Annotated in this window: 9 protein-coding genes and 3 pseudogenes; 9 read left to right on the top strand and 3 right to left on the bottom strand. The window is 58.1% G+C overall.

All coding sequences use genetic code 11. The features are described from left to right. Positions 1-111: 111 nt before the first annotated feature. Positions 112-1,007 (bottom strand): annotated as a pseudogene (locus tag BLW69_RS13520) (IS110 family transposase). A 380-nt stretch (positions 1,008-1,387) separates the two neighbouring features. On the opposite strand from BLW69_RS13520, the gene BLW69_RS13515 reads away from it, so the two are divergent. From BLW69_RS13515 to BLW69_RS13485, 7 genes are all read left to right on the top strand, one after another. After that, positions 1,388-2,443: a LacI family DNA-binding transcriptional regulator gene (locus tag BLW69_RS13515; RefSeq protein ID WP_092662610.1), complete on the top strand. Its 1,056-nt coding sequence runs from the start codon at positions 1,388-1,390 to the stop codon at positions 2,441-2,443. After that, positions 2,443-3,747: an ABC transporter substrate-binding protein gene (locus BLW69_RS13510; RefSeq protein ID WP_092662608.1), complete on the top strand. Its 1,305-nt coding sequence runs from the start codon at positions 2,443-2,445 to the stop codon at positions 3,745-3,747. Before BLW69_RS13515 ends, BLW69_RS13510 begins: the two co-directional genes overlap by 1 nt. A 107-nt stretch (positions 3,748-3,854) precedes the next feature. Beyond that, complete coding sequence (locus BLW69_RS13505) at positions 3,855-4,700, top strand: carbohydrate ABC transporter permease (RefSeq protein ID WP_092662606.1); 846 nt, start codon at positions 3,855-3,857, stop codon at positions 4,698-4,700. Then, positions 4,697-5,530: a carbohydrate ABC transporter permease gene (locus BLW69_RS13500; protein WP_092662604.1), complete on the top strand. Its 834-nt coding sequence runs from the start codon at positions 4,697-4,699 to the stop codon at positions 5,528-5,530. The genes BLW69_RS13505 and BLW69_RS13500 overlap by 4 nt, the downstream gene beginning before the upstream one ends. 12 nt (positions 5,531-5,542) lie before the next feature. Beyond that, the gene (locus tag BLW69_RS13495; protein ID WP_092662602.1) at positions 5,543-7,633 is read left to right on the top strand and encodes an ADP-ribosylglycohydrolase family protein; all 2,091 of its coding nucleotides are present in this window, start codon (positions 5,543-5,545) and stop codon (positions 7,631-7,633) included. An 11-nt stretch (positions 7,634-7,644) separates the two neighbouring features. Further along, positions 7,645-8,703 (top strand): ABC transporter ATP-binding protein, encoded by a 1,059-nt coding sequence (gene ugpC / locus BLW69_RS13490; RefSeq protein WP_092662600.1) that lies wholly within the window; start codon positions 7,645-7,647, stop codon positions 8,701-8,703. 111 nt (positions 8,704-8,814) lie between these two features. Then, positions 8,815-9,063, top strand: a complete 249-nt coding sequence (locus tag BLW69_RS13485) for a response regulator (RefSeq protein WP_139283867.1) — start codon at positions 8,815-8,817, stop codon at positions 9,061-9,063. 824 nt (positions 9,064-9,887) lie between these two features. Here the strand turns inward: BLW69_RS13485 and BLW69_RS13475 are convergent. Together BLW69_RS13475 and BLW69_RS13470 are read right to left on the bottom strand one after the other, a co-directional pair. Beyond that, positions 9,888-10,655 (bottom strand): glycosyl hydrolase 53 family protein, encoded by a 768-nt coding sequence (locus BLW69_RS13475; RefSeq protein ID WP_092662594.1) that lies wholly within the window; start codon positions 10,653-10,655, stop codon positions 9,888-9,890. Between the two features lie 621 nt (positions 10,656-11,276). Continuing rightward, positions 11,277-12,383 (bottom strand): Fic family protein, encoded by a 1,107-nt coding sequence (locus BLW69_RS13470; protein ID WP_092662592.1) that lies wholly within the window; start codon positions 12,381-12,383, stop codon positions 11,277-11,279. Positions 12,384-12,584: 201 nt separating this feature from the next. Here BLW69_RS13470 and BLW69_RS13465 point away from each other — a divergent pair. Together BLW69_RS13465 and BLW69_RS13460 are read left to right on the top strand one after the other, a co-directional pair. Next, a pseudogene (locus BLW69_RS13465) lies at positions 12,585-14,330 on the top strand (hypothetical protein); the annotation flags it as partial. 65 nt (positions 14,331-14,395) lie between these two features. After that, positions 14,396-14,644: pseudogene (locus BLW69_RS13460) on the top strand (transposase); the annotation flags it as partial. Positions 14,645-14,983 lie beyond the last annotated feature (339 nt).

Below are 14,983 nucleotides of genomic sequence, written 5' to 3'. Positions count from 1 at the left end.
TCTCCCCCATGCCCGCGGTTTTCCACTGTCCTTCAGCCGACACTCTCAAAGGAACTGGAAAATTCAGTTGTCTGACGCAAACGGCTCTCCAACAAGCGACTGACTTGACAGTCAAGCGTTTTGCCATGGTTTTCCGTCCCTGATGATGGCGTTGAGGATGGTGAGCAGTTTGCGCATGGTGGCGACGACGGCGACGATCTTGGGTTTGCCGGCAGCGACAAGACGGTCTCGGAAGGCCTTGAGGGTTGGGTTTTGTCGGCTGGCAACGAGAGCGGCCATGAAAAGCACGGCCCGCACCTTGGCCAGACCTCCGCCGATGAAGCTCTTGCCTTTCCACGTGCCCGATTGTCGGGTCCAGGGGGCAAGCCCCGCGAGGGACGCGATCTGCCGCCGGTCGAGGCTGCCCAGTTCCGGCATCTCGGCGAGAAGCGTGCGCGCCGTCGCCGGCCCAACGCCTGGCACGGAGGTGAGCAGCGTCTCGCGCACCCGCCAGACGGGCGACTTGCGGATGTGGTCGTCGAGGTCCTTGTCGAGGCTTTCGAGCTCGCGCCGGAGAGCCACGAGAAGACGCTTGATGCTCTTCTGTGCCTGTTTCGCGAACGCCATGCGTTCCCGGTTCTCTTCGGCCACGATCATCTGGACGATTTGTCGCCTGCGGGCCACGAGCGCCGAAGCTCGGGCCTGGTCGCCAGCACATAGGCGGCGATCACCGCCGCATCGATGGCGTCGGTCTTGGCCCGTCGGCCGAGCGCATTGGCATAGGCGCGCACCTGGGCTGGGTTGACCACGACAACGGCAAACCCGGCTGCGGACAGTCCGGCAACGGCCGCTGTCTCGAAGCCGCCGGTGGCTTCGAGCGCCACCATGTGGACGCCGATCGGCTGCAAGCGCTGCACCAGATCGTCGATGCCGGCTTGCGTGTTGGCCAACTCGAAGACCCCACCTGACGGCGCCACGGCCACATCCAGGCCATCCTTCGACACATCAATCCCTACCACGATATCCATCTTATCCCATCCTTGCCTAAACGGACTTTGCCTGTGCAAGCGGCCCTGGCGACTGTTCGGATTCGATGGAACGGCGGACGGAGACCCTTGCTCTCCCACGGGCTTGATGTCCCAAAGGGCTCTCGGTCTCCCATCCGCCACCGCATCAGGCATTACAGCGCTGAATGCAGCTTTTGGGAAGTTACAAAAGGGCGCCCTGCCCCTCCCTCCCCACACAAGCATTGTCGTAACCCTGTCGAATCGTCCCTTTCTATCGCTCGCGATAAAATGGCTGCGCTTGGCTTCGGCGATGTGTAGAGGTCAACGGGTGTTTTTTATTCCTAAATATTGACCATTTATTACGTAGCAATTAGTGTTGCTACGTATCAACGGAAGAGATCATGCGGGATCGTAGAGTTACCCAACGGCAGGTCGCTGAACGAGCAGGCGTCGCACAAGCTACAGTTTCTCTTGTCTTGAATGGTGGTCGCGATAAGGTCACCACTGAAACGGCTGAGCGTGTAGAAACGGCTATTGCGGACCTAGGTTACCAGCCAAACCGCTTTGCCCAGGCGCTGAGAACAAGTCGCACCTATGTTATTGCCTGCGTTGTCCCGGATCTTGCCAACCCCTTTTATCCTTGTCTCGTTGTCGCAGTGCAACGGGTTGTTCGTGCCGCCGGCTACGAAGTCATCACCATCGACACGGAAGGTGAGTTGACCAACGAAAGACAGGTGGTGGCGGCCGCGCAACAGGGGCGCTTCGACGGCATCGTCGGCGTTTTCTTCAGACTCGGAGCAAAAGACCTCGCCCCGCTTGAAAGGGCGGGTATCCCAGTCGTGCGGATCGAGGCCAGCCGCAAATCCGGCGGACCGCTGCCGATCGACGATCTCTTCATAGACAACGAAGCCGCTGCGCATGCGCTAACGACACACCTTGGAGACCTCGGCCATCGTGCGATCGCAATGATCGCAGCGCCGGGTGGCCCACAGCAGGTTCGCCTGAGAGGCTATCTCAACGCAATGGAAGCAATCGGGGCAGAACCAATCGCCTTGGAGGCGTCTCACTTCACGGTCGACGGCGGCCGCAAGGCTGCAGATGACCTTTTGGCCACCGGCCGCCCTGTCACCGCGATCATCGCTGCGAACGATCTCATGGCAATCGGGGTCATGCAAAGTCTCATCGCAAACGGCCTTTCCATCCCCGCTGACGTATCGGTGGCAGGCTTCGACGACATTCTGGCATCTGCTCTTGTCACGCCTGCGCTCACGACGGTCGCACAATTCCAGGATCGAATGGGAGCGCGCGCTGCGGATTGCATGCTTACGCGTCTTGCCAGCGGGCACATCGATCCTGGTCGAACCGAGGAAATGCCATTCGAATTGATCATCCGGGCTTCCGTTGCCGCACCCCGACAGCCCCAATGCCACCAGATCAAAACAGGGAGGAAAACTTGATGAGGAAGAGTTCACTTGCCATCGCAGCTATGCTGCTGCTCGGCACCGCACATGCAGCGTTCAGCCAGGGAGGCGTATCCTGGTGGTATGAACAGGCCACGCCGGAGCAACAGAAACTTATCCAGGAGAACATCATAGCGCCCTTTAACGCCGCGCATCCGGACAGCGCTCTGGGCGTCGACTATCGCGGCAGTGAGCTCGACAAGCAGTTGCGCGTCGCCATGCTCTCCGGCAACGGTCCCGATGTCGTCTACACCGCAGGCCCGAGCTATGTCGCGCCCATGGCCCAGTCCGGCCAACTCATGGCACTCGACGACTATGCCGCCAAGTTCAAATGGCAAGACCGCATTCTCCCGGTCTTCCTGAAGATGGGCCAGTATAACGGCAAGATCTATGCGCTGCCGAAGACGTACGAAACAGTCGGCCTATTCTACAACAAGACTCTGTTCGAGAAAAACGGCTGGCAGGCACCCAAGACGCTCGATGAACTGGAGACGCTGGCCGACACCATGCTCAAGGCAGGTGTAACGCCCTTTGCAGCCGGCAATGCCGACTGGCGCGGCGCCAACGAATGGTTCGTGACGCTTGCTCTCAATGCAGTCGCCGGCCCGGAGAACATGAACAAGGCGCTGCGCGGCGAGCTGCCCTGGACGTCCGAACCCTTCGTCAAGGCCATCGACCGGCTCGACGGCTGGTGGCAGAAGGGCTATTTCGGCAAGAACTACTTCTCGCTGACAAGCAGCGAGCAGGCGGCCGACATGATGGCGTCCGGTCGCGCCGGCATGATGCCGACCGGCACCTGGCAATTCCAGAATGTCGCGAGCTACGGCAAGAAGGCAGGAACGGAGGCCGGCTTCGTGGGCTTCCCGAGTGCCAGCGGCGATCCCGTCTTCCCCCTCGGCATCGGCTCCACTTTCTCCATCGCAACGCGGGCAAAAAACCCGGACGGCGCTGCAGCGGTGATCAACTACGTGTTTTCACCCGAGGTCTACGGGACCATGAACTCCGCCTGGCAGGGTGAATGGAACATTCCCTTGAAAGACATCTCCACCGTGAAGATGACAAGTGAAGTCACCCCGCTCTTTACTGAGACGATGAAGGCCCTGACCGCTGCAGTCAACGACGGTGACTACGGCTACACGACCTGGACCTTTCTGCCGCCAGCGACGGACAGCTACCTGATCAACGGCATCGAGGAGGTGTGGCTGAAGAAGAGCACGACGCGGGACTTCCTCACCAAGCTGGACGCGTCCTTCCAGAAGGAAAAGAAAGCCGGAAAGGTGCCCGCCGTCCCGGCACGCTGATCCTCGTCATCCCGAACCGCCGCGCGCCGACCACGGTGCGCGCGAACCGGCTCCCCCATCACGCAGTGGGAGCCGGCGGACTGGTCGGTTTCGAAAGGTACAACCTCATGCACCGTCTCTATGTCTTGCCGACGTTGATCATCAATATCGTCATCATCGCCATACCCGCGCTGATGACGGTCTTGCTCGCCTTTTTCGAGTGGGACGGCATCAGCGATCCGATCTTCGTCGGCCTCGACAATTTCCGCACACTCTGGGACGATAGCGTCTTCTGGACCGCGCTGACCAACAACGTGGTCTGGACGGTCATATTTCTCGTTGTTCCCATCACGATGGGGCTCCTCGCCGCAACCATGATGCTCGTTGCGAGGCGGACCGCAAATTTCTTTCAGGTCATATATTTTCTCCCCGTCATTATCGCGACGGCGATCACGGGCCGCGTGTGGCAAGGCATGATCTACTCCCCCGTCACGGGCATTACGGGCCTCCTCCAACGCTACGGCATGGATGTCGTGAACCCACTGACGGAAACCTCCAGCGCGCTTTACGGCATCGCCGTTGTCGATCTATGGCATTGGTGGGGGTTTCTATGCGTCATTTTTTTTGCGGCGCTCCGGCAAGTCCCCTCCGAACAGATCGAGGCCGCACGGGTTGAAGGCGCCACATTTTTCCAGACGATCCGTTACGTGCTTCTGCCCGGCATCATGCCGACGATCACCTTGATGATGATCATGACCGTGATCTGGTCCTTCCTTGTGTTCGACTTCGTCTACATCCTGACGCAGGGAGGTCCGGCCTATTCCTCCGAAGTGCTGTCAACCTTCGCCTACCGGTCAGCGTTCTACGACCTCGCCGTCGGCAAGGCTGCGGCAATTTCCGTCGTCATCAGCATGTTCGGCCTTGCCGCAACTGTCGTTTATATCCGGGTCCAGGCCAAGGAGTTCGATCAATGAACATGACCGAGAGCCGACTTACGCAGTGGATGGTACAAATCACTCTGGCTGTGCTGCTGATCATCACACTTTTCCCCATAGCTTTGATGGTGCTCAACGCCATCAAACCTTCGACGGAGATCGTCCAGAACCCGCTGTCCTGGCCCACGCACCTGCGCTGGGACAATTTCACGCGGGCCTGGAGCGACGCGAATTTCGGCCGCACACTCTTAAATTCGGCCGTTCTCACGGCCATGACCATCGTCCTTGTCTGTACGACCGGTTCGCTGACGGCATACGTTCTTGCCCGACGGAAAATCAAGACGTGGAAGATCCTCACGTTCTACCTGCTGGCCAGTACGACGGCGCCGATCCAGCTGTTCTTGTTTCCGCTCTATTTCGGCTTCGCCCGCTTCGGCCTGATCAACAATCCCATTGCCGTCGCCTTCGTCTACACGGCGGTCTACTCCCCCTTCGCGATCATGCTGCTGCGAACCTATTTCCTCGCGGTGCCGAAGGAGCTGGAGGAAGCCGCGCTGATCGATGGCGCAACCCACTGGCAGGTCTTTACCAGGGTCTTTCTGCCAATCGTCTCGCCCGGTATCCTTACCGTCGCGCTCATCATCGGCCTCTATTCGTGGAACGAGTTTTTGATCGCGACCACTTTCCTGCAGGGACAGGATCAGCTGACGGCTGTGGTCTCATTCTTTCTTCTCTCCGGCCAGTACGCGTCCGACTGGGGCGTCATCATGGCCGCCGCCCTCATCATCGTTCTTCCCATTGTCGTCCTCTTCATCCTGCTGCAGCGCCGTTTCATTGACGGCATGGCTGGCGGGTCGGTGAAAGGCTAACAGGAGCAAAACATGTCCATCCCCACCGACTACACCAACCGCGTCTACGCGGGCGTCCTCGGCAAGCTCATCGGTGTCTATCTCGGCCGTCCATTCGAAAACTGGCGTTACAAGGACATCCTCGAGAAGCTCGGCCCGATCACCTACTACGTCCACGAGCGGCTCGGCGACCCACTGGTGGTGACAGACGACGATATCGCCGGCACGTTCACCTTCCCCAGAGCGCTCGACGACTATGGCATTTCGCCGGATCTCTCTGCGGAAGATATCGGCAAGGCCTGGTTGAACTACATCATCGAGGAGCGCTCGATCCTCTGGTGGGGCGGCGCTGGAAATTCAACTGAACACACGGCCTGGCTCAATTTGGCGCGCGGCATACCCGCACCGGCCTCAGGCTCGATCGAGACCAACGGCGCCACTGTGGCAGAACAGATCGGTGCGCAGATTTTCATTGACGGCTGGGCACTGGTCTCGCCGGGAAACCCGGCCCAGGCCGCGAAACTGGCTCGTGCCGCCGGCTCGGTCAGCCATGACGGAGAATCTGTCAATGCGGCCGTCCTCTGGGCAGCCATGGAGGCGGAGGCCTTTCTCAGCAAGGATGTCGATCATCTCCTCGATACGGGTCTGTCCTACATTCCAAAGGACAGCCTGATCGCCAAGCTTGTCGCCGACATCCGCGCCTGGACATCGGGCAACGAGGACTGGGAAGCCACGCGACAGAAGATCGAGGATACGTACGGCTACGACAAATACACGGGCAACTGCCATGTGGTGCCGAACCATGCATTGATGATCATGGCGCTGCTCCACGCGCCGCACGACTTCCAGCGCGGGCAGATGATCGTTAACACATCCGGCTGGGACACAGACTGCAACGCTGGCAACCTTGGTTGCCTTCACGGCATCATGCTTGGACTTGAAGGGCTCGAGGCCGGTCCCGACTGGCGGGGACCCGTTGCCGACCGCCTGTATATCTCCTCGGCAGATGGCGGCCGTTCGATCACTGATGCGGTCGATATCTCGCTCTGGCTTGCCAATCTCGGCCGCAAACTTGCAGGCATCCCGGCCCAACCGGCACCCAAGGACGGCGCGAAGTTTCATTTCTCGCTTCCCGGTTCCGTTCAGGGTTTCCGTCCGCAGCCGAGCCGGATTGCGGTGGACGAACTGAGGGTGAGCGGAAACGATACGACGCTTGCGATCGACTTCAAGGCGCTCGCTCCAGGCCGCGAGGCGGCTACCACGACGCCGGTCTTCATCCCCCACGACGTCCTCAAGATGCGAACCTACGATCTCATGGCGAGCCCGCGCCTTCACGCCGGGCAGATACTTCGCGCCCATGTCCAGGCCGGTAACGCGAACAAAGGGACGGTCGAAGCGACGCTGCGTATCCGGCACTACACGAGCGACGACACGCTGGCGGACATTGACATGCCGATGGGCAAGCTACTGTCGGCGGGAGAAACGGTTACGCTCGAATGGGTCGTGCCGGAAACGGGCTACCAGCCGATCGCCGAGGTTGGCGTGGTGCTTGTCTCGCGCGATGGACGCGCCGACGGGCGTATTCTTCTCTCCGCACTGACCTGGGACGGATGCCCGGATGTCACATTCCGCCGGCCGCAGGGTGCGGGCGATTTCTGGCGGCGGGCTTGGGTTTCCAACGTCCATTTCTTCTCGAAGCACTTTCCGCAGGATATCCGGATCAGCCAGAACCGTGGTTCCGGCATCATCCTGCAGGGCACACGTGACTGGACGGACTATGCCGTGGAGGCGGACCTGATGCTGCACCTGGGCGACTACGGTGGCCTTGTCCTGCGGGCGGAAGGACAACGCCGCTATTACGCGGCACGTGTCACGCGCCAGGGCGAGCTTCAAGTCGTCCGACGTCGCGATGCCGACGAGACCATCCTTGCGTCCGTGCCGCTTGAAACGGCCTTCGAGACAGCGTTCACCATGGTTGCTACAGCCAAGGGCGATCGCCTGAGCGTTACCGTCGGCGAAGTCACGCTCGAGGCGCAGGATGACGCCTTTGCCGGCGGCGCAGCCGGCATGGAGATCTACGAGGGCGCCTTGTCGTCGACCCGTATCCGTATCCGGGCAGCCTAGGAGAACGCATCATGGGGAACGTCACGATCAGCAAGGTCGTCAAGACCTACGGCAGCCTGGAAGTGGTTCACGGGATCGACGCGGAGATCGCCGACGGCGAATTCGTGGTCCTGGTGGGGCCGTCGGGCTGTGGCAAGTCCACGCTCCTGCGCATGATCGCAGGCCTAGAAGACATCTCCGGCGGTACGATCTCGATCGGCAACCGGGTCGTCAACGACCTGCCGCCAAAGAGCCGCGACATCTCGATGGTCTTTCAGAACTACGCCCTCTATCCCCATATGACGGTGGAAGAGAACATGGCCTTCTCCATGACCCTTGCCGGTGCCAGCAAGGAAGAGAAGTCGAGGCGGGTACGGGAGGCGGCCGAAATCCTCGGCCTCGTACCTCTTTTGGAACGCAAGCCGAAGGCCCTCTCGGGTGGCCAGCGGCAACGCGTCGCCATGGGCCGCTCGATCGTGCGCGATCCACAGGTCTTCCTGTTTGACGAGCCCTTGTCCAACCTGGATGCCAAGCTACGGGTGCAGATGAGGGGCGAGATCAAGTCGCTTCATCGTCGGCTTCGCACGACAATGGTCTACGTCACCCACGATCAGATCGAGGCCATGACCATGGCCGACAGGATCGTGGTGATGCAGAGCGGGCGGATCGAACAGGTCGGCACCCCGCTTGAACTTTACGATCGGCCCGCCAATGCTTTCGTCGCGCAGTTTATCGGTTCGCCGGCCATGAACCTGTTCCCGGCTGTCGTCGCCGATGGCGGCCTCGTCCTTGCAGGCCGCCGCCCTACGGGCATCCGAGCCCCGGCAGACGCCCGGCCCGGTCAGAAGATCCTCGTCGGCAAGCGCCCGGAGGAAATCGATATCGGCGCCGAGACCGGTCTCGAAGCCACGGTGACAAACATCGAGCCGACCGGATCCGAGACATTCCTGGAAATGCTGATGGACGGAAAATCAATTTCCGTCGTGCTTCGCGACCGGCCCCAATTCGACGTCGGCAGCCGTCAAAAGCTGTCCCTCTCACGGGGCGCAATCCATCTCTTTGATGAGGAATCAGGAAAGCGTATTGGTTAGGACGAGTTGATGGTCAACAGCTCTCGCCTTACAATGACCGTGTGCGGCTTTAAGATGCATCTGGAACTTTCATGCGCTGACGTCATGACCGCGGCACGGGTATCTCAGGCCATGGAAATGATCACGGTCGCCCTGCCTGATCTCGCCATCCTCGACTTCAACCTCGGGCAGGAAACGTCTGAAGCCGTTGCAGACGAACTCATCCGGCGGGGCATCCCGTTTAAGTTCGCAACGGGCTATAGCGACGGCGCCGACGTTCCTCTGCGGTTTTCAGATGTGCGGGTCGTCAACAAGCCGATGTCGATTGATAGCTTGTCCCACGCTCTGTCATTGACGCTCGGGGTCAAAGAGCCTGCCTGAAGTCGACATCGGGTGCGTTGGACTAGATTATGTTCGTGAAAGCCGTGAACACATCGTCCATGCGGTACGGCTTCATCAGGAAGCGCCCATTAACGTTGCCCGATCCGTAGATGTCGGCTGTAGATTGCATTGTCGGATGGCCGAATGTCGGTATTTGGTCATGCCTCGTGGAATAGGGCGATGGAAAACAGTTACGACGCGTCTGACTCGGTCGACGTTCACAAGACGAATGGAACAATACGGCGGTAAGAGGCTTTCGTCTCAGGCCCCAGGTCTCGGAGCCGATGACTCGTCGCGAAGCTGCGATCATCTTCAACGTTACGTACCACAATCCAAGGAAAACCATGTCCATTCAATGGAGCAAGGCCGTTTCGGTTCGAATCGGAACGGGTATTTCTGATGCCATTAGAGGCCCTGGGAAGGATTCGAAGCTCTCAACAATCGTTGGCCAGCCGAGCATGGCCCGCGTTACGACGAAGCAAAACGACTATGCAGTATGGCGGTTGGCGGCAAACTATCCGCCGGATTGCCAGAGACGCATTTATCGGTGCTGCGCTGGAAGCGTTCGTTTTGGCATAGGTTTTAGCAGTATCCTCGGCCGCCGCCCTCAATTGGGTAAGAGAACACAGCGATGGTTGCGGTGGCCCACTATCGACGGCATCTATCGCAGCGAGTGAGCCATCTGGTCATCGAAGGTTTCATAGACACGAGCCGTGACATGGTTTTCACATCACAAGTAGGACACCACTTCACGTCACCGAAATACTTGAAAAGGCGCAGTGCGTCCGTGAAAATGTCGGCGACCGAGAGGGACGGCCATGTTTTTAACCAGCTAGCCGGAGACGCATCGCCGTAAGCTCAGCAGAGAGGTCTGGGTCCACTGTAAGATCGGATTTTATCAACCCGTGGCTCCACCGGTCTCGTGAGCGCGGGGCGTGCCACGGTGGAAGGTCAACGATCGGGTACCACCAAATGCCAGCGACTTCGACACCTCGAAAGCGAGCAATCTCAACCTGATCGACAACATGTTGCAGCCAACTGCCTTTATTGAACCCCGGGTGTCGAGAATGGTGGTCGGGGTGACCATCGTGCCAACTGGTCTCCGATACCATGATTGGCTTACCGTACCGACGCCATGTCTTCATCAACACTTTTGACAAGACCGTCCGCGCCGTGTGCGGATAATAGTTTATGCCGACGACGTCTACATCGACGGCAGACACGATCCCGTCGGTCGATTGGAACTGGCGTTCGCCAACCCCAGCGATGGGATCATTGGTCAAAATTCCGACGTTAGGATGATAGTCGCGCGCGACACGAGTCATCTCAACCGCCATCTCCACAGCCTCGTGGCGGGGCATCCCGGTAAGCGCTGGATAAAGCGAAGGTTCGTTGACTGGACATAGCCACAGGTGCGTGTCCGGCGACAGCGACAAGGCAGCTTCCGCGACCAACGTCGCCCATGAAGCTGGATCAGGGTTTCGATGATAGTGAGACAGGTCCCAAATGCTCTCAGTCTCAGCCGCCTGGGCTGCCCGTAGACGCTCGACAATGCGATGGCCTGGCACAAGACCGTCGCGGATCGTCGCCATCCCATGCTCTCGCACTATCCGATAATGCTGCCGCATAGATTTTGATGGCGTGTGCCGCGTTGTCATAAGCAAATCGTGTCGACCGCAGTTGACCAGTCCGCACTCAAAACCCGCGATCATTTGACTTTTGAAAAGAGGCTTAGGAGCAAGAAGACTAAGTTGCGATTGCAGCATGCACCCTTTTTTGCCAGTATCATCCTGGCGTTGTGTAGGAATAAGTGTAACGCAGAACTCCCATCCAGAAGTTAGTAGATTTCCAGAATTGAGAGCATGAGGTGGTACCATCGGTGCCCGTCATGCCATTGCCCACCTCTGGACCCCAATTGTGACGCTTTCGGGAGTGGAGCCGAGCAGCAATCCAACTCCGAATAGGGAGAACCGTCCAGGCGCTTATGAATGTGTCGAAGTAAACCGCGCAACGGCTGAAAGCGGCAGAAACTTTGATCATTCAATGACGTCTCTAGTCATGACGTCTAGCACGAGAACTGCGGCATCAGTATGCCTTTGAAAGAGACCCAGTCTCAGGCTAACGGCTACGCTCTTCTTCGACGACTTGAAAGGACTTGAACAGCCGTTCGCCTAGATAATGACTTTGGTGGTGTTCATTGGAGTGGTAGCGAATTATTTCTGCAATGACAGTGAGTACCGAGTATGCCGACGTTCACCCGTACGCGTCAGTGCACCGATCTCCACGAGTTGCTGAAGGTCGCGTGTTGCTGTAGCGCGGGATGTATCTGTGATCGAGATATAGTTTTCGGCACTTAGACCTCCCTTGAAGCCAGCCGTGCCTTCCTTGAAGATGCGCGCGACTACCTTTTCTTGCCGCTCGTTCAGCTTGTCCCGAAAACGATCATAGAACTTTGCTTTCTGGATGAAGAAATCTACGCGCTCAAGCGTCGCCTGTTGAGCATCCAGGATAGTTTCTGAAAAGAAAATGACCCAGTCGGTGATATCAAGCGTGCGCTGGTGCCGCTCAAGCTCTGAGTAATAGGCCTTCCGGCGCTTCTCGATTGTGAAGGCGAGTGAAATGAGGCTTGGCTGCCCTATGTTTTGCGCTAGGGATTTCTCGGCGAGCGCGCGTCCAATTCGGCCGTTGCCATCCTCAAATGGATGTATGCTTTCAAAGTAAAGGTGTCCTACTGCGGCGCGCGTCAAAGCTTGAAGCGACGTTTGACCATCTGGCCCGGATTGATTGAACCATGTGCTGAAGGTCTCCATCTCAGCGGCAACCTGGCGAGATGGGGGAGCCTCGAAGTGGATAGTGGGTTTGTCCAATCGACCCGATACAATCTGCATGGCGTCTTCATGCGTGCGGTAAGCACCAACCGTTTCAATATATCGGTTTCCGGCCATCAGCATTGAATGCCAGTGGAACAGTCCCTCATGACACAGCGGCCTATGCCAACTTCGATAGACATCCGCCATCATCTCGGCGATCCCCCGCTCTTGGGGGCGGATCTGTCTATCATCAGTGTTTAGCCCGAACTGCCGGCGGAGTGATGACTGGACACTCACGCGGTCCAGAAATTCCCCCTCAATCTCTGAGGTCTTGACCGCTTCGTCGCTCAGCAACTCAATGCGAAGTTGGTTGCTGTCGTCATCGTTGAAATGTCGAACAGCACCGATAACCTCGCCGGCGGACTGCAAGAATTTCTGCTCCAACGATATCAGGCTTGCGGTGTCGTATCTGAAGTTTGGCCAGTCAGTGTTTTGCCAGTTCCATTTCATGAGTTATAGAATCCCTCTCTATAGCTCATAATTATTGCTGAAAATGAGCTATTGCAAGCCCGTCTATTGCTCAGCACCACAATCTGCATCTCTCCATTCAAGAAGCAGCGATCGACAGCTAACCTCTTGCCCTAAACATATTTTGTTAATGGGCGCCCCCTATTTCCGCTCGCCCTCGGCACTGGTGCCGAGCGAAAAGGAATGAGCATGACCAAACACGACCTTTCATCACGACATTTTCAGCGAAAAATTTCGGAATTCTGCGAGCTTCGTATCGCTCCAGTCGCATCCAGGCGGGTGTTCGAAAATATACGGCCCTATCTGGCCAGTTTGATCATCTACCGCAAATCGCCCCCGCTTCTGAATGGCCATATCGACTGGAAGATGATCGGTCAGGCCTGTGGGATCGAAGCCGAGTTAACGGCAGAACTCAAAAAGCAGGTCCGGCCAGGCTTGGATGCAATCATCCGCTGGCTCGGCGCACCACCAGCTACCGAAGAACGACGACCACCAAAGCCGACAGTTAGCACGGGTAGAATGACGCCCGCCAAGACGGCAGCTTCCGCACGCTCCGCCCGACAGCCACAACGCGCGGCGATCGCTGGCACCTTTGTCCGGTCTGCGTCAACATCGCCCGGCCCAGCACCAAAACCGATAAGCCCTTTCCCAGAAGCACTATTTTAAGCGACAGAAGATCCCGCGAGCTTTCAGGACGCATTAGTCTACCATATGCGTCGGTTCGGCGACACCTATTGGCAGCTTTACCGCGCCGTTGTTCATCTGAATGAGACTTTCAACAACAAGACGCTGCTATCCTGGATCCACGGAGAGCGCGTGCCCCGATCTCTTGCCAGTTTCAACATCCTCCGCCGCATCGAGCGACGCTATCGACTTTCAGAGGGATATTTCAAAGAGAAACTGCCGCATCAGGCACGCTCGCTGTATGGTCACGATCTCGGTGACATCAGCCCAGCTGAGCGTCGACGGATTTCACTGCACCTGCCCGAAGACTTCAACAGCCTGCCCTTTACCAAGCGCGAGGAGATCCTCGATTGGGTGCGCCGGGTGATCATTTCCGGCTCTACGGAATATCGCCGCTATCAGGCGGCGGCCAGCAAGCAGCGATATGCCATCCGATTTCCCGGCGTCACCTATGGCAGCAGTTTTCTTTCCTCTCGGTCATTGGCATCGGCGGCCGGCACCAATCAAAACGTTGCCGCAGAACTTGATGACCCTGATCTGCTCTCCGGCATTGTCGACGCACCGCCGAGACTTGCCACGGAAATGGATGATCGCATCCGCTTCAAGACTTCGACGCTGACGGCGATTGGGTTCCAACGGAACGGCGTCTGGGGTGAAGAAACGGCCTCCCAGAAGATTGAGCACCTCGGCTTGATGTTTGGTGCGCTTGCTGCCTCGCCAAACGGTGTCGTGAAGGGTTTCGGTGTGCCAGTCAGCCAGTTAAGCTTCGGCCTTCTCGTCTTCCCTGGCGTTTGGGACTGGTATCTGCAGTGGCGGGAACAGAGACGTGGCTTCTACACCAAGTGGGAAGAAGACATGCTGATGGTCGCCCAAGCCCTATCTCGCGCGGAAGTCGGTTGGATCCGGCAGCATCCGGAGCTGCTTCGGAATGTCAGGCCCATTGCGGGCTTGATTGAGCAGGAAGAAATCGATTTCGCGGCTCGCGATTGGCATGGCGCCTGTGATGCGTTTCACCGACATGCCGCTAACCGTTCCAAGGAGATCCAGCGAGTGATGCGCGTGCATCGCGATCCATTTGAACCGATCATGTGTGTACTTGAAGCGGACAGCCCGCTGGCGGAATATCGTAAGACCACGGACGAGATCGTGAGACACATGCCGGATGAGAAGAGATATCCACGACCGGCCGCCGAAGCCGTTAGATCATTCCTATTGCTTCGGCTGGGCCTGCACCTTGGGCTCAGACTGACCTGAGACCCTAAACTTCCACCAGATTTTGGTAGAGTCCGTCACAACGAGGAGACGGACGAATGAAGCGTTCACGGTTCACGGAAGAACAGATCATCGGGATATTGAAGGAGCAGGAGGCGGGTGCGAAGACAGTTGACGTCTGCCGCAAGCACGGCATCTCGGACGCAACCTTCTACAAATACAAGGCGAAGTATGGCGGCATGGACGTGTCCGATGCCCGCAAGCTGAAGGCGCTCGAGGACGAGAACGCCAAGCTGAAGAAGCTCTTGGCCGAGGCCATGCTGGACAATGCGATCCTGAAGGATGTCGCGTCAAAAATGTATGGTCCGCCCCGTCCGTGCAAGGGTTCGCGACATCGCAAATGACGATTCCAGTTGCATAAATGTATCCGGCCTCTCGCGAGTGGGCTGCGGTTGCAGCCAGGCCATGATGAGATCCGCACACGCCGTTCCCAATAAATGGTTCGGGCACGAAGCCCGCTTTTTTGCACAGGACTTACGGCATGTTGATCCACTGTTTCGTCATCACTATTCCCGAGCCTTGCAATCGAGCTTGGAGCTTCAGGTGAAGGCAGGGTCTCTGCGTTCGTAGAGTGCTCCAGGCTTGGTCAGGACGACCCAGACAATCCGGGCCATTTTTGCGGCAAG

The organism is Rhizobium sp. NFR12 (assembly GCF_900108545.1).
GTDB lineage: Bacteria > Pseudomonadota > Alphaproteobacteria > Rhizobiales > Rhizobiaceae > Neorhizobium > Neorhizobium soli.
The sequence above is the reverse complement of the archived record's forward strand: the minus strand, read 5'-3'. Positions and strand labels throughout refer to the sequence as shown.

Bases quoted from the DNA above. Each gene is read 5' to 3' on its own strand.
- ugpC (WP_092662600.1), top strand. From the start codon at position 7,645: ATGGGGAACGTCACGATCAGCAAGGTCGTCAAGACCTACGGCAGCCTG.
- BLW69_RS13515 (WP_092662610.1), top strand. From the start codon at position 1,388: ATGCGGGATCGTAGAGTTACCCAACGGCAGGTCGCTGAACGAGCAGGC.
- BLW69_RS13510 (WP_092662608.1), top strand. From the start codon at position 2,443: ATGAGGAAGAGTTCACTTGCCATCGCAGCTATGCTGCTGCTCGGCACC.
- BLW69_RS13475 (WP_092662594.1), bottom strand. From the start codon at position 10,655: ATGGCGACGATCCGCGACGGTCTTGTGCCAGGCCATCGCATTGTCGAG.
- BLW69_RS13495 (WP_092662602.1), top strand. From the start codon at position 5,543: ATGTCCATCCCCACCGACTACACCAACCGCGTCTACGCGGGCGTCCTC.
- BLW69_RS13485 (WP_139283867.1), top strand. From the start codon at position 8,815: ATGGAAATGATCACGGTCGCCCTGCCTGATCTCGCCATCCTCGACTTC.
- BLW69_RS13505 (WP_092662606.1), top strand. From the start codon at position 3,855: ATGCACCGTCTCTATGTCTTGCCGACGTTGATCATCAATATCGTCATC.
- BLW69_RS13470 (WP_092662592.1), bottom strand. From the start codon at position 12,383: ATGAAATGGAACTGGCAAAACACTGACTGGCCAAACTTCAGATACGAC.
- BLW69_RS13500 (WP_092662604.1), top strand. From the start codon at position 4,697: ATGAACATGACCGAGAGCCGACTTACGCAGTGGATGGTACAAATCACT.